The sequence below is a fragment of the Treponema peruense genome (assembly GCF_016117655.1).
GTDB lineage: Bacteria > Spirochaetota > Spirochaetia > Treponematales > Treponemataceae > Treponema_D > Treponema_D peruense.
The window spans coordinates 2,087,891-2,107,406 of record NZ_CP064936.1 but is presented as its reverse complement, the minus strand read 5'-3'; the positions used below and the strand labels follow the sequence as shown (position 1 = coordinate 2,107,406).

Genomic DNA, 19,516 nt, shown 5'->3' with positions numbered 1-19,516 from the left:
GCGCTCATGCGTTGATGTCCTCTACGATGTATCCGTCTTCTGCAGACCAGGAAACGTAGACTTTATCTTTCCATGCAATTTCAGGGCCGTCATCAAGATAATTTGTGTGCTGCTTGAAAACTTTGATTATTGTTCCGTTTTCGAGCCTTACATAGAATTTTGACTGGAAACCTGTGTATACGGGTTCTTCAACAATTCCCTTGAATACGTTGATGTCTTTTCTTCCGTGAACATCGGGTTCATCGAGTGTGATTCTTATTTTTTCAGGTCTGATTGTAAAGCAGACTTTCTGTCCTTCGTCAGTATGCTCGTAGTCGGTTACAAGAATGTTTTTGTCTTCTTCCTTGGTAGCCTGTGTGTCGCCCTTAAGCTGGGCCTGCAGTCCGAGTGACGGAGTGTTGAGCGTTACCATAAAGTCAGGGTCTTTTCCCGGAGTCTGGTGATTTTCGCATGACACAACAGTGCTTTCAAAAAGATTTGTGTCTCCGATAAACTGTGCTACAAACTGTGTCGCAGGACTTTCGTAAATTTCAAATGGTGTTCCTACCTGAAGAACTTTTCCTGCGTTCATTACGGCAATTCTGTCACTTACGGCAAGGGCTTCACTCTGGTCATGGGTAACGTAGATGAATGTAATGCCTATTTTGTCATGAAGTGCGTCCAGATCAACAAGAAGATTTGCCCTGAGCTTTGCATCAAGTGCAGAAAGCGGTTCGTCAAGAAGAAGAACTTTGGGCTCGTTGATAAGGGCTCTGGCTATGGCAACACGCTGTCTCTGACCGCCCGAAAGCTGGTTGGGCTTTTTGAAAATATGCTGGTCAAGCTGAACAAGATGCAGGTAATTTCTGACCTTTTCGTCAATTGTATTTTTGTCTACTTTTCTTAATCTGAGCGGAAAAGCTACATTTTCATAAACCGTCATGTGAGGAAAAAGCGCATAACTCTGGAAAACAGTATTGCTTTGTCTCTTGTTGGGCGGAAGCGGAACTATATCCTTGTCATCAAAAAGAACCGCTCCCTCATCGGGGAATTCGAATCCGGCAATTATTCTTAAAAGCGTTGTTTTACCGCAGCCTGAAGGACCGAGAAGTGAAAAAAATTCACCCTGTTTGATAGTAAAATTGATGTTGTCAAGCGCATGGAAATTTCCAAAATGCTTTGAAACATGGTCGATAGAAACTGTACTTCCGTTCACCCCGGTACAACTCCTCTGTCTTATATTGTTAAAGTTACTTTCCACTTATTGGGCAAAATTGTCAATAGATTTATAATAAATTCCGGTAAAAAACGGGGTAAAATTCAGCCTGTTCAAAAACTGAATGAATTTGTAAAAATTGCAATTAGTTTATATTTTGTATATAATAACCTGAAATGAATGCTTATATTTTTCGTCAGGCGCTGAAGATTACGGCGCCGATTTTTTTCGGTTATATTGCAATCGGTATTCCGTTCGGGCTTATGATTGTTCAGGCCGGCTACCCATGGTGGATGTCACTTTTGATGAGTCTTACAATGTATACGGGTTCGGGCCAGTATTTTGCAGTAGGACTTCTTGCATCTGGGGCAGGGCTTTCTGTAATGATAGTTGTTCAGCTTTTGATCGGAATACGCCATGTTTTTTACGGACTTTCACTTATCGGCAAGTACAAGAATATGGGCATTTACAAACCGTATCTTGTTTTTGCCATTACCGACGAAACTTTTGCCCTTGTTTCGGGACTTGAACTTCCTGACAACGTAAATAAAGGCGCAATGTATTTTGCAATTTCCCTTCTTGACCAGTCATACTGGGTTTTGGGAAGCGTGATTGGAGCCGTTGCATTCAGTGTTCTTGAAAAATACAATCTTGCACAGTACCTTAACGGTGTAGATTTTGCACTGACGGCACTTTTTGTTGTTCTTACAATTGAACAGATTAAGCAGAACCATGATTTTGTTCCGGCTGTAATCGGAATTCTGACAACTGCGGTGACGGTTGTGCTTTACAAAACGGGAGTCTTTGCCGCTTCAAACATAATCTGGGTTGCTATTTGTTTTGGAATGGGGGTAATGCTTTTACTGCGTGGACCGGCTTTCTTCAAAAATTACAGAATAAACAAAAACGAAGGGGAAAATAAATGAACGGGCCTTTGTCACTTTCAGATGCGGTAATTGCGGTTATTGTTTCGGCACTGGTGGTTTTGTCTACAAGAGTACTTCCTTTTGTTGTGTTCAGCAAAAAAGAACCGCCTGCCATAATCAAGTTTATAGAAAAATATGCTCCCCCGATGATTATGGCGATTCTTGTAGTTTACTGCTTTAAGGATGTTGAATATACAACTGCTCCTTACGGAATACCATATTTTATTTGTGTAGCAGCTGCTGCTGTTCTTCACCTGGTGTTCAAGAATTCCATGGTGAGCATTCTTGGAAGCACATTGTTTTATATGATTCTGTCCAGACTGATGTAGTGTTTTGTTGCTATATTATAGAAGAAAAATGTTGATTAGAGTTGACATTGACCATATATGCAAATAATGGAATAATAGTATAAAAATCTGCCGACTTTTTATAGGAGTATATTATGGTTGCATTGATTGTTGGTATTTTACTTGTTGCATTTTGTGTGTTTGCATGCCTTCCGCAGGGACTTGCCTGGGGAGTTGATGTAATTGCTTTCCTTAAGGGATGTGCACCTGTGCTTTCTGCATTTATTGGTCTGGTTGCCGTTTTTATAGGATTTGCAGACATTAAGGACAAGAAAGAAGCAAAAAAAGAAGAACTTGCTGCAAAGGCTGCAGAAGAAGCTGCAAAAAAGAATCAGGAAAACAAGTAAATTTTAATAAATTCGGACTCATATTCAGCTGTTGTAATTGACTAATATGTCTTAAAAATGATATATTATATTACCCCGTATATATTATGGACAACAGCTAAGGTCCGTAAACGTTCGGAAGAGATGCAAACTTTCGGACGCAATGTTTATTTGAAGGTATATATACATGAAAACAATTTTTGAAAAAGGAAACGATGTTAAGCACGACTGGTACATCATTGATGCATCAGGAAAGACATTGGGCCGTGTTGCTTCTGCAGTAGCTGCAGTTCTTCGCGGAAAGAACAAGCCTACTTTTACACCAAACGTACTCTGCGGAGACTATGTTGTAATCGTTAACGCAGACAAGATTCAGGTTAGCGGAAACAAGAGTGACGATATGCTCTATCGCCATTACACAGGTTTCGTACGCGGTCTTCGTTCATATTCTTTCAACGAACTTATTGCAAAGAATCCGACAGAGCCTCTTAGAAGAACAATTGCCGGAATGCTTCCTCATGGACGTCTTGGACGCCGCATGATTGATAACGTTAAGATTTATGCCGGTTCTGAGCATCCTCATGCAGCACAGAATCCAAAATCTCTTGAAGTGTAATAGGAGTCTATCGTGGTAAAGAATATTGCAATCGGAACAGGAAGAAGAAAGACTGCTGTAGCCCGCGTATTTTTGCGCGAAGGTTCAGGCAAGATTGTTGTTAACGGAAAGGATATAAAGGACTATTTCAGCAGTGATGCTCAGGTTCGCCTTGTACACCAGCCGCTTTTGGTTACATCAAACGACAACAAGTTTGATATTCTGATTAATGTTTGCGGTGGCGGACTTAACGGACAGGCAGCAGCTTGTCTTCACGGTCTTTCACGTGCACTTACTCAGGTAGATCCAAACTGCCGTCCTTCACTCAAGGCCAACGGTTATCTTACACGTGATTCACGCATGGTTGAACGCAAAAAGTACGGTCAGCGTGGAGCCCGCAGAAGATTCCAGTTCAGCAAGCGCTAAACTATATCTGCTGCGAATGGTTATTCGTGGAATAAAGCAGACTTTGCCCGGTGTTTACGAAATTACGCCGGATGCAGGGTCTGCATTTTTTTTGCGTGCGGAATATCTTTCTATTCTCTCAACTGATGTTCTTGAAGAAAGTGTTGAATTTTCTGACGAACAGTGGGCCGACATTCTTAATGCGGCACTGGTGTTTTCTGCAGAAAGGCTTGCAATGCGTTATCTTTCACGCGCAGAGCAGTGCAGGGCTGGACTTTATTCCAAGCTTATCAAAAAAGATGTGGACAAGGCGTCGGCCCAAGAGTGTCTGGACTTTCTTGAAAAGGTCGGGTATCTTAATGACGAGCGCTTTGCAGGCGCGTGGCTTCGGAGCCGTTCAACAGACCACTGTGAAGGTCGCCTGAGACTTTCTGCCGAACTTACCGCACGTAATGTAGAGCGTACAGCTGCTTCAAAAGCCCTGGATGAATTTTTTAGCGAAAATGATGAAAAACAAATATGCGCTCGTGCCCTTGAAAAATACTGCCGCCTTAACGGAAGTGCAGAGGGTGCCGAAAAGTCCCTGATACGCAAAGGATTTTCGTATAAAATGATACGCAACGTAATTTTGGAATATGATTTTAGTAGATAATTATTTTAAATTGTGTTATGGTGTGAAAAGTGAAACAGAATAAACCTACTTCTTCGATTATGTATTCAGCCCTTGAGGTTGCTAATATATGCGGTGTTGTTAACCAGACTGCAATCAACTGGATTCGCAATGATTATTTAAAGGCATTCAAGACTCCCGGCGGCCAGTACCGTATTTATCCCGATGATCTTGTTGAATTTATGCGCCAGAGAAATATGCGTATTCCTACTGAAGTTCTGGCAAACTGCAAAAATCTTGAAGTCGAAAACGATATTTCAATTCTTCTTGTTGACGACGATGAAGGATTCAATAATGTTATGGCGCATTATATAGAAAAGAATATTCCCGGGGCAAAAGTTTCGCAGGCATTCAACGGGTTTGAAGCAGGTGAAGCAATGGTTGTCAAGCGTCCAAAATGTCTTGTTCTTGATTTGAATCTTCCCGGAATTGACGGTATAAAACTGTGCAGGCATATTCAGGGAAGTGATGCTTTCGGAAAACCTGTGATTATTGTCGTAACAGCCATGCAGGATGAAGAAACGGAGCGCCAGTGCAGGGAACTTGGTGTAAACCATTATTTTAGAAAGCCGCTTTCGTTTCCTGAACTGGTGTCTGTAATAAAAAGTCTGGACAGCAACTGACTTTATTCAGCGTGAATAATAGTAGAGCGGAAGGCCGTTTTTGTCTTTAAGGGCTGACTGCGCTCCTGTACCTGACAGAACTTCTGCAAGTGTTTCTGCGCTGTGGTATATTCCTGTAATCATATTGTAGATATTTTCTTTCTTTTCAAAACGGAATGTCTGTGTAACACATTCTGTTCCGTCAAGTTCGTTTTCTTTCATTGCAGATTCAATTTCGCTGAATGTTCCTGTTTCGTCAATGAGTCCGTTTTCTTTGGCCTGCTTTGCAGTATAGATTCTTCCGTCAGCGAGTGATTTGACTTTGTCTATGGGAAGAGAACGGCTCTCGCTTACAATATTTGTAAACTGTTCATAACATTCATCGGCTACGGACTGCATTATCTGACGCTGTTCGCTGCTGAACGGTTCATTGAAGTTTCCCATGTTTTTGTTTTTTCCGGCATGGATAGTTTCTGACTTAATTCCGCTTTTCTGAAGAAGCTCTGTAATGTCAAAAACCTGTCCCGAAATTACTCCGATGCTTCCGGTAAGTGTATTTCTGTTTGCCATAATGTAGTCGGCGGCACATGCAATGTAGTATCCACCGCTTGCCGCAAGCTGTCCCATATAGGCATAAACAGGACGGCCTGTCTGTTCTTTGTAGTCAAGAAGGGCAAGATAGGCTTCATCAGACTCGTACACTCCGCCGCCGGGTGAGTCTATGAAAAGAATTATACCTTCATTTTTTTTGTCCTGCGCAAGTGCCGATATTGTATTCAAAAGCCATTTCTGGTTGTATGTATCGCCGCTTTCACAGATTGTTCCTTTGATTTCAAGCCGGGCAATATATTTTTTTCCGTAGGGATTTTTTTTTGTATCACGGAATGTGCGTATAATTTTTGCCGGGCCTGAATTTTCAGAAGAAGTGTTTATTTTTATTTCTGCAGGGCTTCTTAAAGACAGAATAAGGCTTGCTGCAGCTAGTATAATTGCAATGACAATGACTGCTATAAAGACAAAGAGTCCTTTATTGGTCTTTTTTTCTGACATAATTTACTTCCTTAAATCTGCTTCTGTTATTTCACCGGACTTTATTGCGCGTGACATTAAAGCGTGGTATGCGTTTGTATAAGACATTGACTCGTAGGGACGCAGCCAGAGGCTCAGAATTCCCATTGTAAGGCAGTTCAGAATTTCCCAGCCCAGAAAACTCAGTCCCATAAGAAAAAGTTCTCCTTTGTAGCCTTTAGTGATTTCTTTACTGACCCGCATTGCTTTTCTTACGCCTATATCGGGATGCTCGTCAAGAATAAAGAACATCTGCGAATAGGCAATTGATTTTACAATTCCCGGGACAAAAAACACTATTGTCCAGAGCATAACCCAGAGCATGTACCAGAGAAAGCCCAGAATTCCGTTTGCCCAGTTTGAAAATCCTTCAATAAAGACACCGAACTTCTGCGGTTCCCTAGTGCGCGAAAGCCTTATGTAAAGGTGAGCCGAAGCCTGAATCAATACTCCTGTTACGGCAAGTGTCACGAAGAAAAAGACAGTGTCCAGCGTTCCTTCGGCCGGAGAAACAAAGTCATAAATTGTTGCTCCCGAAATGCCGTCTCCTGTATAGACGCTGACTGAATCGGGGCTTGTGGAATGATGTTCCGAAATATAACCGTTTGATCCCAGAAGAAGTGTCAGAAGCAGTATAATAAGCGTAGAAAGAACGGGTGTCTTCCATCTGTTTTTAAGCTGGGCCTTTGCCACTTTTTTGTAAAGAATTCTGTTGAATAGCATTTTTCCTCCAATCAGTTGCTGCTCTCTGACGAAGCGGATGCTTCCCTGAGCATTTCTGAATAATAGCGTGATTCAATTTTACTGCGCGGAATTTGTACAAGATCGAGAACTTCAAGAAGAAGATCCTGAAGTTTTTGAATTTTCTGCGGTTCAGTTTCAGAAGAAAGAATTTCAATTTCAAGAAAGTCTCCCAGCGGCGGAACATTGCACAGTTCGAGTGTAACCGGAATGTCATTTCCTTTACTGTCTTTTGCTGTGTAGTTCCAGTCCGAAACTTCCTTGTGTTTTTTGAGATGAACCGTAAAACCACTGTCCAGAAGGAATGTTTCCAAAGGAAGTGCGTCTGTTACAAGACATTCCATTTCTTCGTTTACTTCTGTTTCGAAACCTGACCCTTCATTTCTGAGTTCTTTTCTCTTGTAGGTGACAAGAATTTTTTCACTGTTCGCAGATTTTTCCTTTCTTATGCGCAACTGTTTTGCCCCGTGAACAGGCAGACTGTAGTAAGTGTCGTCGCGTGTTACGGAAGCCTGCAGTGTGGCAATCTGATTGAGCCGCTGTACAAGTGCCTCACGGTTTTCTACATGAGCCTTGATTTCAATTTCGTTCATTGCAATCCTCTCTCTGAATTCTGTTATTCAAATATACAACAAATTTGCTGCAATAACAATCTTGCATTTGCCTTTATTGATTTATTTTATCGATACTGTCATAATGTTTCTATGAGTTCTAATTTTCCACTGACACACGCGCAGCTTACAGAAGTTGCAGAAAAGTTTCCGACGCCTTTTTACATTTATGACGAAAAGGCCATACGCGACAATATGCGCTATTTTAAAAACGCATTTTCCATTTTTCCTGAATTCCGCGAGTATTTTGCGGTTAAGGCCCTTCCCAATCCCTACATTCTTAAAATACTTGAAAGCGAGGGATGCGGTGCTGACTGTTCAAGCCTTCCGGAACTGATTCTTTCTGAAAAAAGCGGAATCGGCGGTGAGCGCGTTATGTTTACAAGCAATGATACTCCGGCAGAAGAATTTGTCTATGCTTACGAACGCGGAAATATCATTAATCTTGACGACATAAGCCACATAGATTTTTTGAAAAAAGCTCTCGGCGGCAAACTGCCTGACACAATCTGCTTCAGATATAATCCGGGGCCGCTCAAGCAGGGTGGAAACGCCATTATAGGCAAGCCCGAAGAAGCAAAATACGGTCTTACCCGCGAACAGATGATTGAAGCCTACAGAATATGCCGCGACGAAGGCGTAAAGCATTTTGGCCTTCATACGATGGTTGCTTCCAATGAGCTGAATCCGGAATTCTTTGTTGATACTGCGCATATTGTTTTTGATCTTGCAGTCGAAGTAAAAGAAAAGACCGGTGTCAGAATTGAATTTGTTGATCTTGGCGGCGGAATCGGAATTCCGTATAAGGAAGAGCAGAAAAAAGTAGACCTCGAGTATGTGGCAAAAAAAATACGCACGCTTTACGATTCTGTTGTTGTTCCGGCAGGGCTTGATCCTCTTGCCATCTGTTTTGAGTGCGGGCGCCCCATTACAGGACCTTACGGCTGGCTTGTTACAACTGCAATTCATGAAAAAAAGATTTACCGCGACTATATAGGATGTGATGCAAGCATGGCAGACCTTATGCGCCCCGGAATGTACGGAGCATACCACACTGTTACTGTAAGCGGTAAGGAAAATAGTCCCAAAGATCACGTTTATGATGTTACAGGAAGCCTCTGCGAAAACTGCGATAAATTTGCCGTTCAGAGAAGTCTTCCCGAAATTGAGTGTGGGGATCTTGTAATTATTCACGATGCAGGTGCACACGGCCGCGCAATGGGCTTTAACTACAACGGAAAACTCCGCTGCGGTGAACTGCTTTTAAGGACTGACGGTTCTGTTGTTCAGATTCGCCGCAAGGAAACCATTGACGATTACTTTGCGACTCTGGACTTTGCTGGACTGGATTCGTTCAAGTCGTAAGCGGAATATCCATCACAAATCTTACACCAGTTTTTCCGTCTGTGCGTCCGGTTTCTACTACAGAGCCGGCGTGCAGGGAAACAATGTGACGGACTATGGAAAGACCAAGTCCTGTTCCGCCTGTTTCGCGGCTTCTTCCTTTGTCTACACGGTAAAATCTTTCAAAAATGCGCTCGCGGTACTGCGGCGGAATTCCCGGTCCGTTGTCCTGTTCAATTATGCGTACTGACTTTTTTCCTGAATCTGACAGAACTTCACCGACATCAAGCGAAATAATGCTGTGTTCGGGGCAGTATTTTATTGAGTTTTCTATAAGATTGCTTACTGCCTGCGAAATAAGGCCAGGGTTTATCTTTGCAAAAAGAACCATTCTTTCGGAATTGAATTCAATTTTTGTTTTGTTTTTTGCGGCTGTCTTTGACATATTGTCGCAGAGATTGCGCAGAAGTTCCACAATGTCTGTATTTGTTGTGTCAGGGGCAGTGTTGTCGTTTTCAAGGCGGCTTAAGGTAAGCAGGTCTTCTATTATACCCATGAGCCTGTCGCACTGTGTGTTGATTATATTCAGGAAATGTCGTGCATTTTCTGTGTCATCAATTGCACCGTCAAGAAGCGTTTCTGAAAATCCTTTTATTGAAGTTACCGGAGTCTTGAATTCGTGCGAGACATTTGCAACAAAATCCTTGCGCACGTTTTCGAGCTTTTTCATGCTTTCTATATTCTGGCTTATGGTGTCTGCCATGCTTGTAAATGATTTTCCCAAAGCGGCCATTTCTTTGGGTGACTGGATCATTACGTGGTAATCGAAGTTTCCATTTTTGTACTGGTCCGAAGCTTTCTGCAGCATGTTTATGGGGTTTATTATTTTGAAAGAAATTATGAGGCTCGAAAGAAGAACTGCAAAAAAGATAAGTGCCATCGTAAGGGTAAGGGAATTCTTTGTTCTTTTTGAAAAAATAACCGTTTCTTCTACCGGCATGGAAAGGCGCAGTACAATCTTTTCGTGGTTGTATTCAGCCGGAATTGCAAGGTACATCATCCTGCGTCCGTCTGTTGAACTTATGTGCATGGACTTTCCTTCGCGCCCCGAAAGTGCCTGTTGGACTTCCTTTCTGTCGGAATGGTTCTGCATTGTACTTATGTTTGCGGAAGAGTCGGCTATTATTGTTCCGTCCGGCCTGATAAGTGTTATTCTGTACAAAGGATTGCTGTGACCCAGATTTTTTACAAAGGCATCAGGATCTGCCGGCGGTGAAGGGAGAAGATTGTCTATGGAATAGGCAAAACTTCTAAGATTTATTTCTGTCTGTTCGATTGCCGCACTTTTGAGCGCATTCAGGCTTGTCATCAGAAAAAGAAAAAATCCTGCACAAAGAACGGAACCGTTTACCAGAATAAGCAGAACCCAGGTTGGAATGGGAACTTTTCTGAAGCTTTTCATTTACACCTCTTCTGTCATTCTGTAGCCGACACCCCTTAAAGTTTCTATAACCGGCCGTTCGCTCTGTGCATTGTCACCAAGCTTTCGTCTGATGCTTAGAATCTGTACGTCAATTGAACGTTCGGTAACAGGATAAGAGGATCCCTTTACGGCATTGATAATCTGCTGTCGGCTGAATACCTGTCCGATGTGGCGTGCAAGGAATTCCAGAATTGAAAATTCAGTGGCGCTGAAGTCGAGTTCTTTTCCGTCAAGAATAACTTCATGCTTTTTCGGATAAATTGAGATTCCGTGTACGCGGATTTCTTCGGGTGCTTCCTGTGATGTAGCTGTATTTTTTCTTCTTAAAACACTTTTTATTCTTGCTACAAGGACTTTGGGGCTGAACGGTTTTGTAATATAGTCGTCGGCGCCGAGTTCAAGTCCCGTTACAATGTCACTGTCTTCTGTGCGGGCAGTTACCATGATAATAGGTATGTTTTGTGTAAGTCTGTCGTTTTTGAGAATTCTGCATATATCAAGACCGCTCATGTCCGGCAGCATAAGATCAAGGATAATCAAGTCTGGAATTTTTTCACGGGCAAGGGAAAGTGCTGTTTTACCGTCCGGCGCTGAAAGAGACGCATAGCCTTCTTTTTCGATATTATACCGTACAAGCTCACGTATGGGCTCTTCGTCGTCAACAATAAGAAACTGCATTTTAACCCCCGCAGAGATAGTAAACAACCAGAAATTGTAATTCCTGGTTGTTACCTGTTTATTTTGTCAGTGAAAGCTGTTCTGCAATTGAGAAACAGCGGTCACCGATTTTTTCTATTTGTCTTACCAGGTCAATGTACAGAAGTTCTGCCTTTACATTTGCACCGGACTCAAGACGTGTTCTGGCTATCTTTTTAAGCGCTTTTCTTTCTTTGTCTATCTGGCTTTCAATTTCGTTTGCAAATTCAAGCTGGTCATGGGTAAGCTCTTTGTTGATGTTTTTGTATATAAACTGAAGCAGCTCGCGCGCAAGTTCAAGGTAGGGAAGCAGTCTGTCAAAGTCTTCTTTGGGGAAGAAATACTGCTTTTCTGTCATGCGCTTTATGTAAACGCCTATGCTCAGACAGTCGTCGGACATTGATTCCAGTTCGCTTGTAATTGCAATCATTACGTTGATATTGGAACGTGTTTTGTCGTCAATATTCATCTGTTCACAGCGCAGAAGGTATTTTGTAAGCTGTTCCTGCATCTGGTCAAGATAGTCTTCTTCGTGAAGAAGGTTGTCAAAATGGTCTGTAACAAATCTTCCCGAGCGATCCATGAAGCCGTACTGAAGCCTGTCGAACATTTGTACTGCAACATCTGCCATGCGTCCGACTTCGTTCTGTGCCGAAATAACAGGAATTGCCGGTGATTCGTTTGCGGCTTTTTCGGGGAAGTCGAATTTGTACACTGTTGGAAGAGACTTTTCGTCGCTTTTGATAAGGAGTTCGGTAAGTTTTCCGATTTGGTTTATAAACGGTGTAAATATTGTTGTTCCAACTACGTTAAAGAGAGTGTGGAGCATTGCAATATGGTAGGTTATGTTGTCTTCTACTTTTCCTGGAACAATTATGTCAACAAGGGTTGTAAACGGTTTGAGAAGACAGATTGCTAAAAGAGCTGTAGTACAGTTGAACAGTACGTGGACAAGGGCTGTTCTTTTTGCATTTGCATTTCCGCCGAAGGCTGCCATTATTGAATCTATTGTTGAACCGATATTGCTTCCTATTATGATTGCAGCAGAAAATTCCCAGGTGAGAAGCCGGTTGTATGCCATTGTAATAACAATTGCAGTCATTGCAGAGGACGAATGGATAAGGGCTGTAATTAAAATTCCTAAAAGCATTGCAATTGGAATGCTCCAGCCGCCGAGTTCCTGTATGGCAGGAAGAAATGACATTGTGTCTGCGTTAAGCGAAATTGCACCCGAAAGCCATTCGAGGGCTATGAACAGCATTCCGAATCCCATTACAGCCTGACCAATGCCCTGGTGGTTCCATTTTTTTATTATTGTAAGAATATATCCCAGTCCAAAGAGTGGAATGGCAAAAGCCGAAATTTTAAAGTTGAATCCGAAAAGAGCGACAATCCATGCTGTAATTGTTGTACCGATGTTTGCTCCGAAAATAACGGAAATAGACTGTCCCAGTGAGATTAGTCCTGCATTTACAAACGAGACAACCATTACGGTCGTAGCTCCTGATGACTGGATTATCATTGTAAGAAGACATCCTGTCAGAAGCCCTGTAAATCTGTTTCCTGTCATGAAATGAAGTGCGGCCTGAAGTTTTTCACCGGCGGATTTCTGGATTCCGTCGCTCATCATTTTCATTCCGTACAGAAGGAAACATAAACTGCCGACAATCTGCAGAATTGTCGATAAAATTGTAGAAACGTTCATGAAGACAGTATAAAGGAAAAATGATTTAAAAGAAAATACCTTTTGTTAAAATATTGTTAATAATTCATAATTCCCAGGTTAAATAAACAGGCGGCTGTTCTGGAAATTGATTAAGTACACCCCTGAAATTGAATTTCTGTCCTGCTTCAGGGGGTACTTAATCAACGCCTGTTATTGTTCGTTGAGTATTGTTTTTGCGCGGGTTATAGCGGCAGTTATGTTGGCACAGATGTTGTCGCGGCCTATTTTGTCTGCCATTCCGGTTTTTTCAAAAAGCATGTAGGGCTGGGTGTGAATGCCTGAAATGACAATTGTTACGCCTCTTCTGTCACATGCGGCCTTTGCCTGTTCAAGGGCTCTTATTCCGCCTGCATCAAGGTAAATCATGTGGCGCATTCTGAGGATAAGGACTTTGTTGTTTACTCCGGCGCGTTCTACTGCAAGCTCGAATTTGCGTACGGTTCCAAAGAAAAGCGGACCGTCTATTTCGTAAATCATAATGTTCTGCGGAATATCGAATTCGGGTTCTTCGGAAGACTCCAGAATTCCACCGGTAATGTCATCCCTGCTGTTGGACTGAATCTCTGAAACATCAATCATTTTTTTTATAAAGAAGAAAGCTGCAAAACCGAGACCTACTTCTATTGCGACTGTCAGGTCAATGAATACCGTAATAAGGAAGGTTACCGAAAGAACGGCAATATCTGACTTCTGTCCTGAAAGGAGGGCCTTTACTGCCGGAATTCCAGCCATGTTCCATGCAACATTTATAAGCACTGCGGAAAGGGCTGCCATTGGAATGTAAACTGCAAATTTTCCCAGAAGAAGCATTATCAGAAGAAGAACTACAGCGTGGATTATACCTGCAACCGGTGTTTTTCCGCCGTTTTTGATGTTTGTGGCAGTTCTTGCAATTGCTCCTGTTGCCGGAATTCCTCCGAAGATGGGGCTTGCTATATTTGCAATTCCCTGAGCAATAAGTTCTGTATTGGAATCATGCTTGCTGCCGATCATTCCGTCTGCTACAACTGCACTCAAAAGGGATTCAATTGCTGCAAGTACCGCTATTGATACGGCTGTCGGGAAAAGTGCCTTGATCTGCTCAATGCTGAAAGCCGGAAGTGAAGGAGCCGGGAGCATTGAAGGTATCTGACCGTAGCGGCTTCCTATTGTGTCTGTTTTGAGACCCGCCGTGCGTTCGAGAATAACACTTACGACTGTTGCCAGAATAATTACTATGAGCGAACCCGGAATTTTTTTGTTGATTTTGGGCCACAGAAAGATTATTGCAAGGCTTACGGCAGCAAGTATAAATGAATATACGTTTATTGTTCCTATTGTTGAAGCATAAACCTGAATTTTTCCGATGAAGTCACCGGGCATTTTTCCTGTTGTAAGTCCCAGAAAGTCACCGATCTGTCCGGTAAAAATTGTTACGGCAATTCCTGCTGTAAAACCGGTTACGATTGTATATGGAATAAATTTTACAAGGCCGCCCATCTTGAACGCGCCAAGAAGAATAAGAAGGATTCCGGCCATTATTGTTGCCGTTACAAGTCCTGAGTATCCGTATTTTGCTACTACGCCGTAAACGATTACTGCAAATGCTCCTGTAGGGCCTCCTATCTGTACGCGGCTTCCCCCGAACAGGGAAATGCAGAATCCTGCGATGATTGCTGTAAAGAGACCTCTCTCGGGTTCTACTCCGCTTGCGATTGCAAAGGCTATTGCCAGCGGAAGGGCTACGATTCCTACGATTATTCCGGCCGTAAGATCACTAAGAAAAGTTTTGGCGGAATAATTTTTCATTGTATTGATTATTTCGGGTTTGAACATAATGCGCCCATTCTGATACTTTACGGCAAAAAATGCAAGTTAAATAAAAAGGGGGCTGTCTCAAAAGTACGAGACAGCCCCTGTATATAGTCCTTCGGACTATAACTTACAGAACAGGTCGGCGAGTTTCGGAGAATCCGAAACTCGTGTAATAATCTAAACCGCAGGTTTAGATTATTGCTTTCATGGCTGTCATGTACTGGCGGAGTTTGCGGCCTACTACTTCTATCGGGTGGTTGCGGATTTCGGCGTTTACGTTTACGAGTTCAGTGTTGCTGACTTCGTTGTCCTTTACAGAAAGGCCCTTTCCGATAACGTCTGTTGAAACACCGGCCATAAAGTCCTTGAGAAGGGGAACAGCGGCATTTGCAAAGAGATAGCATCCGTATTCAGCTGTGTCAGAAATAACGCGGTTCATTTCATAAAGCTTCTTGCGGTCGATGAGGTTTGCAATAAGCGGAACTTCGTGCAGTGACTCGTAGTATGCGCTTTCGGGTTTGATTCCTGCGTCTACCATTGTTTCGAATGCAAGTTCACATCCGGCTTTGACCATTGCAACAAGAAGAATTCCCTTGTCAAAGTATTCCTGTTCGGTAATTTCTTCTTTTGATTCTTCTGTATTCTCAAAAGCAAGTTTTCCTGTTTCTTCGCGCCATGTAAGAAGATCGTGGTCTTTGTTTGCCCAGTCCTTCATCATTGTTGAACTGAACTTTCCGCTGATGATGTCATCCATGTGCTTCTGGTAAAGAGGAGTGCAAATTTTTTTGATCTGCTTTGAAAGCTCGTTTGCCTTGATTTTTGCAGGGTTTGAAAGACGGTCCATCATGTTTGTGATTCCGCCCCATTTAAGTGCTTCACTGATTACGTTCCAGCCATGCATAAGGAACTTTGTTGCATATTCAGGTGTGATTCCTTCAGAAACCATCTTGTCGTAGCAGAGAATTGTTCCTGTCTGGAGCATTCCGCAGAGAATTGTCTGCTCGCCCATAAGGTCTGACTTTACTTCTGCAACAAATGAAGATTCAAGAACACCGGCTTTGCTTCCGCCCATTCCGACTGCGAGAGCCTTTGCATATGCCCAGCCTTTTCCTTCGGGGTCATTTACCGGGTGAACGGCAATAAGGTCAGGTACACCGAATCCGCGCTGGAACTCATGCCAGACTTCTGTTCCCGGTCCTTTTGGTGCACACATTACAACAGTGATATCAGGACGAATCTGCATTCCTTCTTCAATCATGTTGAATCCGTGGCTGTACCAGAGTGCAGAGCCTTTCTTCATTCTCTTCATTACTTCTGTGATAACAGCTGTGTGCTGCTTGTCCGGAGTAAGGTTTCCTACAAGGTCAGCTGTTGGAATAAGTTCATCATATGTTCCGACTTTGAAGCCGTTTTCTATTGCGTTTTTCCATGACTGGCGCTTTTCTGTGATTGCACTTTCGCGGAGGGCATAGCTTACATCAAGTCCTGAGTCACGCAGACACATTCCCTGGTTAAGACCCTGTGCACCGCAACCTACGATTACAATCTTTTTTCCTTTAAGTGCGTTTACACCGTCGGCGAATTCTTCTTTTGCCATTGAGCGGCAGTGACCGAGCTGCATGCGTGCTTCGCGCCACGGAATTGAGTTAAAGTAGTTGTTTCCCATAAAAAAACCTCGATAAAATTATTTAAGGGCTTGCATGAGCCTTTGATGATTAGATTTTATCCCAAAAAATATGTTGCGTAAAGTGAAAGAATTTCATTTTAATATTGCGTTTTATGCAAGTATCGTAGAAAGAGTGATTATATCTTCGGCACCTGTTACTTCTACGGCACCCATTCCCATTTTAAGCGGAAGGGCAAGGTCTATGTCGTAGCGGTCACCTACAGAAAGACATTCGCAAAACGGAACACCGGTTCTTTTTGAAGCAAGTTCGAGCATTTCGGGGGAAGGTTTGGACTTCATGCAGGTGTCAAGTCCGATAATGTCGGGAAGTATTCTGTCTGCACCAATGGCTGCCAGTGTTTTTCTTGCGGCATTTACGGGATTGTTTGTAAGGCAGATAAGTCTGAATGATTTTGAAAGCTTTTCAAGTGTTTCTATAAGTTCAGGATTCTTTTTAAGATAAAGTTCGGGTTTCAAAAGCTGTTCCCGCCACTTTATGCTCGTTTCAATCGGAATTCCAAAGGCTGTGAGCGTGTTCCCGAGGCTTATGCTTTTTCCATGGTGGGCCGAGCTCCATTCTTTTCTGTAGGCAGTTATACTGTCCCTTGCTTCCTGTTCTGTCATTCCGTGGGTTTTTGCATAGTATCTTATCTGGACATCAACCTGTTCGTGTACGTATTCAGGGCTTGTGTAAAGGGTTCCGTCTATGTCAAAAATAATTGCGCCGGTTTTCTGCGGAATTCTGTAAATCTTCATTTTTATTCAGAGGGAGTGTATGTTTTTCTTATTCTGCATAATGCAGCGACTGCTTCTTCTATAGAAACAAAAAGATTCATTCCGGTAAATGCAAAGATTGCGTCTCCGGTAAGTTCTGCATCTGCACATTCCGGAACATTTATTTTCATTCCGGTTATGTCTGCTTTCATCTGAAGCCATGCAGCATTTTTTGCCTGGCCGCCGGTGACTGTCATTTCGTCTGCAGGAACTGTAAGTGTTCCTTTTGCAGCTGTTCTGAGTTTTTCAAGCGCATCCTTTGCCTGCAGTGCCGTCTGTATAAGAAGGTATTTTCCCTGTTCAAGTGAAGGTTTTGTTCCGTCTTCGTTTATAAGCATCTGCGTGAGTTCAGAGAGTTTTACCGGGTGTCCTGTTTCGCGTTCAATTTTTTGCCTGAAGGCTTCAAATCTGGAACCGCTTTCGGGAATAAGTACGCTGGAATTCCAAAGACCGCCCGTTACTGAAGGAAGAGTGCGTATTCCGCTGTCTTTTAAGGGAACATCCGTGCACATGTTTATTCCTTCGCTTGAACCGGCCCTGTCACAGATTGAACCAGGCCTGAGCGTTGCTGTTCCGACAAGGGCAGAAACAAAGTCCGGGGCTCCGCAGTAAACGGGTGTTCCTTCTTTTATTCCTGTTGTTCCGGTGCATATAAGTGCGGCCGAAGTTCTGGTGATTGTTCCGGCGCATTGTCCCGGGTAAAGGAAGTCTGGCAGTTTTGAAACTTCTGTTTTGTCAAGGCCGGCTTTTGCAAGTTCCTGATTGTTCCAGTAAGCCTGAGCGAATCTTTTTTCGGGAAGAATTGTGCAGGTTCTGTCTGTAAGCTGCCAGATAAGGAATTCGGGTCCGCTCAGAAGAAACGGCGTTTTATTCCAGACCTGCGGATATTTGTTTTTGAATGCAAGAATGCGCGGAATAAAAAGAGAGGCTGTGTTTACTGCAGGTGCATTTTCATTCCATAGGAGTGTCTCGCCGCCGAAAGATACCAGTGTAGGGCCGTTGCCGCTTATACAGACAGCGTCAGGTTCCGGTACTCCCGGCTGCGAGTGTATTTGTTCTGCAGCTTCCTTAAGGGCAGGAAGCCATTCTTTTGCCGCATGATCCGTGTAGCACAGAAAAAACTGTCGCCGTGCTGTTGCAACAGTTGTTCCGTCGGAGGTTATTAGCGCTGCCTTGAGCGATGTTGTTCCGATGTCTGCGCAAAGTACGGTCTGCGGCATTTTTGATTATTCCTTTTTTTCTTCGGGTTCGGCTGCAGGACTGCTTACCTTGATGAGCTTGTCAATGATTGTCCTGTTGTCAAGAAGGTCTCCCAGTGACTGCTCGTGGTGAAGTCTTGTTATTACATTTGCAAAGAGTCCGCTTACGTTTGTGCTTATGTACCACTCGCGCTTAAGGAGTTCTTCGTGATATACGGCGTTTGTTCCGATAATGCGGTAGAAAAGCCCCTGTTTGTAAGCTTCGTCAAACTGCTCGATGGCGTTTCCTGTAAAGAAAGGAAGGCTTATGGCTGCAATAACCTTTGTTGCTCCCTGTTCGTGAAGGAATCCCATGGCCTTGAGAAGTGTTCCACCTGTACCGAGCATATCGTCTGCAAGGAATGCAACCTTACCTTTAACGTCACCCAAAAGCTTTATGCTCTTGATGTTTGTGTTCTTTGCATCCTGGGTTACGATAGAGTAGTCTCTTTCCTTGTAAATCATTGCGAGCGGTTTTTTGAGACCGGTTGCGTAGAACTTGTTTCTGTCGATGGCTCCTGTATCAGGGCTTACAACAACGAGATCTTCTTTTGTAAGATCCACAACTTTTGCAAGCTCGCGGATAATCTGGTATGAAGCGTGCAGGTTTTCGCAGTGTGTGTGGCTGAATGCATTTACGATTTCGCGTGAGTGAAGGTCAAGCGTAATTATTCTCTTGACTTCCATGCTTTCATATATGTGTCCAAGAAGGGCAGCTGTAAGTCCTTCACGGCTCTTCTTTTTGTGCTGGCGGCTGTAGGGGTATACAGGAAGAACGAGTGTAATCTGTCTTGCACCGGCCTGGCGTACAGCGTCGATTGTTACCAGAAGTCCCATTACGTGGTCATTGACGCTAAGACTCAGGATATTCTTTCCGTCGTTCATGGCGATGGGTTCGTGGTTTTCTACATCCTGGAAGATATAGACGTCTTTTCCGCGTATGCAGTCCAGAAGCTCTGCCTTGTATTCACCGTTTGCAAAATAAGTGAATCTGGTGTTTACCTTGAATACAGGAGGCCTGTACTTGTCTGTCATTCCGCGAATGCACAAATCGCTTGTTCTTATGTCGTTCTCGAGGTTTATCTGCTGAACGAGCTTGTCTTTTTCAAGACCGTAGCGTTTTGAGATGACGTCGCTCTTGAGTGAAAAGCGGTGCTTGTACATGTGGCGCAGATGTGTGATTACTTCATTGGCGAAAGATTCTCCGCCGGGACATGCGACTACTGCAAGGTCGGTTGGTTCAGAATACGGCATTATTCCTACCCCTTTTGATAATAGATTTTTAACCGCGGTCTGCGGCTTTTGAAAC

20 protein-coding genes are annotated in these 19,516 nt (G+C 43.2%); 8 read left to right on the top strand and 12 right to left on the bottom strand.

The window, feature by feature from the left end; all coding sequences use genetic code 11:
* Nucleotides 1-4 precede the first annotated feature (4 nt).
* Nucleotides 5-1,195 carry an ABC transporter ATP-binding protein gene (locus IWA51_RS09580; RefSeq protein ID WP_198442239.1) on the bottom strand — a complete coding sequence of 397 codons (1,191 nt, stop codon included), beginning with the start codon at nucleotides 1,193-1,195 and terminating at the stop codon, nucleotides 5-7.
* A 176-nt stretch (nucleotides 1,196-1,371) separates the two neighbouring features.
* Here IWA51_RS09580 and IWA51_RS09575 point away from each other — a divergent pair, with 176 nt between their 5' ends.
* The 7 genes from IWA51_RS09575 (at nucleotide 1,372) to IWA51_RS09545 (ending at nucleotide 5,087) form a co-directional block, all read left to right on the top strand.
* Complete coding sequence (locus IWA51_RS09575) at nucleotides 1,372-2,121, top strand: AzlC family ABC transporter permease (protein ID WP_177527692.1); 750 nt, start codon at nucleotides 1,372-1,374, stop codon at nucleotides 2,119-2,121.
* Complete coding sequence (locus IWA51_RS09570; RefSeq protein ID WP_177527691.1) at nucleotides 2,118-2,450, top strand: branched-chain amino acid transporter permease; 333 nt, start codon at nucleotides 2,118-2,120, stop codon at nucleotides 2,448-2,450. The genes IWA51_RS09575 and IWA51_RS09570 overlap by 4 nt, the downstream gene beginning before the upstream one ends.
* A 113-nt stretch (nucleotides 2,451-2,563) precedes the next feature.
* Nucleotides 2,564-2,815, top strand: a complete 252-nt coding sequence (locus IWA51_RS09565; protein ID WP_177527690.1) for a hypothetical protein — start codon at nucleotides 2,564-2,566, stop codon at nucleotides 2,813-2,815.
* A gap of 166 nt (nucleotides 2,816-2,981) precedes the next feature.
* Entirely contained in the window at nucleotides 2,982-3,410 is a 429-nt protein-coding gene (rplM, locus tag IWA51_RS09560; protein WP_177527689.1) for a 50S ribosomal protein L13, read from the top strand.
* Nucleotides 3,411-3,422: 12 nt separating this feature from the next.
* Nucleotides 3,423-3,815, top strand: coding sequence for a 30S ribosomal protein S9 (gene rpsI / locus IWA51_RS09555; protein ID WP_177527688.1), 393 nt, complete (start codon nucleotides 3,423-3,425; stop codon nucleotides 3,813-3,815).
* A 16-nt stretch (nucleotides 3,816-3,831) separates the two neighbouring features.
* Complete coding sequence (locus IWA51_RS09550) at nucleotides 3,832-4,446, top strand: regulatory protein RecX (protein ID WP_198442238.1); 615 nt, start codon at nucleotides 3,832-3,834, stop codon at nucleotides 4,444-4,446.
* Between the two features lie 29 nt (nucleotides 4,447-4,475).
* Nucleotides 4,476-5,087 carry a response regulator gene (locus tag IWA51_RS09545; RefSeq protein WP_230402644.1) on the top strand — a complete coding sequence of 204 codons (612 nt, stop codon included), beginning with the start codon at nucleotides 4,476-4,478 and terminating at the stop codon, nucleotides 5,085-5,087.
* A 6-nt stretch (nucleotides 5,088-5,093) separates the two neighbouring features.
* Here the strand turns inward: IWA51_RS09545 and sppA are convergent, their stop codons facing one another.
* The 3 genes from sppA to cyaB are packed head-to-tail and all read right to left on the bottom strand — an operon-like array spanning nucleotide 5,094 to nucleotide 7,468.
* The gene (sppA, locus tag IWA51_RS09540) at nucleotides 5,094-6,116 is read right to left on the bottom strand and encodes a signal peptide peptidase SppA (protein ID WP_198442237.1); all 1,023 of its coding nucleotides are present in this window, start codon (nucleotides 6,114-6,116) and stop codon (nucleotides 5,094-5,096) included.
* Between the two features lie 3 nt (nucleotides 6,117-6,119).
* Entirely contained in the window at nucleotides 6,120-6,857 is a 738-nt protein-coding gene (locus IWA51_RS09535; RefSeq protein WP_198442236.1) for a DUF975 family protein, read from the bottom strand.
* Between the two features lie 11 nt (nucleotides 6,858-6,868).
* Entirely contained in the window at nucleotides 6,869-7,468 is a 600-nt protein-coding gene (cyaB, locus tag IWA51_RS09530; RefSeq protein ID WP_198442235.1) for a class IV adenylate cyclase, read from the bottom strand.
* A 111-nt stretch (nucleotides 7,469-7,579) separates the two neighbouring features.
* Here cyaB and IWA51_RS09525 point away from each other — a divergent pair, with 111 nt between their 5' ends.
* Nucleotides 7,580-8,851 (top strand): diaminopimelate decarboxylase family protein, encoded by a 1,272-nt coding sequence (locus IWA51_RS09525; RefSeq protein ID WP_198442234.1) that lies wholly within the window; start codon nucleotides 7,580-7,582, stop codon nucleotides 8,849-8,851.
* On the opposite strand, the gene IWA51_RS09520 is transcribed toward IWA51_RS09525, so the two are convergent.
* From IWA51_RS09520 to prs, 8 genes are all read right to left on the bottom strand, one after another.
* A complete protein-coding gene (locus tag IWA51_RS09520) occupies nucleotides 8,841-10,292 on the bottom strand; it encodes an ATP-binding protein (RefSeq protein ID WP_198442233.1) in 1,452 nt (483 codons plus the stop codon). The two genes, IWA51_RS09525 and IWA51_RS09520, sit on opposite strands and share 11 nt — an antisense overlap.
* Complete coding sequence (locus IWA51_RS09515) at nucleotides 10,293-10,991, bottom strand: response regulator (protein ID WP_198442232.1); 699 nt, start codon at nucleotides 10,989-10,991, stop codon at nucleotides 10,293-10,295. It lies immediately after the preceding gene.
* 58 nt (nucleotides 10,992-11,049) lie between these two features.
* On the bottom strand, nucleotides 11,050-12,714 hold the full coding sequence (locus IWA51_RS09510) for a Na/Pi cotransporter family protein (protein ID WP_198442231.1): 1,665 nt from the start codon (nucleotides 12,712-12,714) through the stop codon (nucleotides 11,050-11,052).
* Between the two features lie 171 nt (nucleotides 12,715-12,885).
* A complete protein-coding gene (locus IWA51_RS09505; protein ID WP_198442230.1) occupies nucleotides 12,886-14,550 on the bottom strand; it encodes a SulP family inorganic anion transporter in 1,665 nt (554 codons plus the stop codon).
* A gap of 169 nt (nucleotides 14,551-14,719) precedes the next feature.
* Nucleotides 14,720-16,195 (bottom strand): ketol-acid reductoisomerase, encoded by a 1,476-nt coding sequence (ilvC, locus tag IWA51_RS09500; RefSeq protein ID WP_198442229.1) that lies wholly within the window; start codon nucleotides 16,193-16,195, stop codon nucleotides 14,720-14,722.
* Between the two features lie 111 nt (nucleotides 16,196-16,306).
* Nucleotides 16,307-16,951 (bottom strand): HAD family hydrolase, encoded by a 645-nt coding sequence (locus IWA51_RS09495; RefSeq protein WP_198442228.1) that lies wholly within the window; start codon nucleotides 16,949-16,951, stop codon nucleotides 16,307-16,309.
* A 2-nt stretch (nucleotides 16,952-16,953) separates the two neighbouring features.
* Nucleotides 16,954-18,189 (bottom strand): xylulokinase, encoded by a 1,236-nt coding sequence (locus IWA51_RS09490; protein WP_198442227.1) that lies wholly within the window; start codon nucleotides 18,187-18,189, stop codon nucleotides 16,954-16,956.
* Between the two features lie 6 nt (nucleotides 18,190-18,195).
* Entirely contained in the window at nucleotides 18,196-19,461 is a 1,266-nt protein-coding gene (gene prs / locus IWA51_RS09485) for a ribose-phosphate diphosphokinase (protein WP_177527674.1), read from the bottom strand.
* Nucleotides 19,462-19,516: the final 55 nt, after the last annotated feature.

Excerpts from the sequence above, each read along its gene's own strand:
- IWA51_RS09505 (WP_198442230.1), bottom strand. The coding sequence starts at position 14,550 with ATGTTCAAACCCGAAATAATCAATACAATGAAAAATTATTCCGCCAAA.
- IWA51_RS09570 (WP_177527691.1), top strand. The coding sequence starts at position 2,118 with ATGAACGGGCCTTTGTCACTTTCAGATGCGGTAATTGCGGTTATTGTT.
- IWA51_RS09565 (WP_177527690.1), top strand. The coding sequence starts at position 2,564 with ATGGTTGCATTGATTGTTGGTATTTTACTTGTTGCATTTTGTGTGTTT.
- IWA51_RS09490 (WP_198442227.1), bottom strand. The coding sequence starts at position 18,189 with ATGCCGCAGACCGTACTTTGCGCAGACATCGGAACAACATCGCTCAAG.
- IWA51_RS09525 (WP_198442234.1), top strand. The coding sequence starts at position 7,580 with ATGAGTTCTAATTTTCCACTGACACACGCGCAGCTTACAGAAGTTGCA.
- IWA51_RS09510 (WP_198442231.1), bottom strand. The coding sequence starts at position 12,714 with ATGAACGTTTCTACAATTTTATCGACAATTCTGCAGATTGTCGGCAGT.
- prs (WP_177527674.1), bottom strand. The coding sequence starts at position 19,461 with ATGCCGTATTCTGAACCAACCGACCTTGCAGTAGTCGCATGTCCCGGC.
- IWA51_RS09550 (WP_198442238.1), top strand. The coding sequence starts at position 3,832 with ATGGTTATTCGTGGAATAAAGCAGACTTTGCCCGGTGTTTACGAAATT.
- IWA51_RS09515 (WP_198442232.1), bottom strand. The coding sequence starts at position 10,991 with ATGCAGTTTCTTATTGTTGACGACGAAGAGCCCATACGTGAGCTTGTA.
- IWA51_RS09535 (WP_198442236.1), bottom strand. The coding sequence starts at position 6,857 with ATGCTATTCAACAGAATTCTTTACAAAAAAGTGGCAAAGGCCCAGCTT.
- cyaB (WP_198442235.1), bottom strand. The coding sequence starts at position 7,468 with ATGAACGAAATTGAAATCAAGGCTCATGTAGAAAACCGTGAGGCACTT.
- IWA51_RS09520 (WP_198442233.1), bottom strand. The coding sequence starts at position 10,292 with ATGAAAAGCTTCAGAAAAGTTCCCATTCCAACCTGGGTTCTGCTTATT.
- sppA (WP_198442237.1), bottom strand. The coding sequence starts at position 6,116 with ATGTCAGAAAAAAAGACCAATAAAGGACTCTTTGTCTTTATAGCAGTC.
- rplM (WP_177527689.1), top strand. The coding sequence starts at position 2,982 with ATGAAAACAATTTTTGAAAAAGGAAACGATGTTAAGCACGACTGGTAC.
- IWA51_RS09495 (WP_198442228.1), bottom strand. The coding sequence starts at position 16,951 with ATGAAGATTTACAGAATTCCGCAGAAAACCGGCGCAATTATTTTTGAC.
- ilvC (WP_198442229.1), bottom strand. The coding sequence starts at position 16,195 with ATGGGAAACAACTACTTTAACTCAATTCCGTGGCGCGAAGCACGCATG.
- IWA51_RS09575 (WP_177527692.1), top strand. The coding sequence starts at position 1,372 with ATGAATGCTTATATTTTTCGTCAGGCGCTGAAGATTACGGCGCCGATT.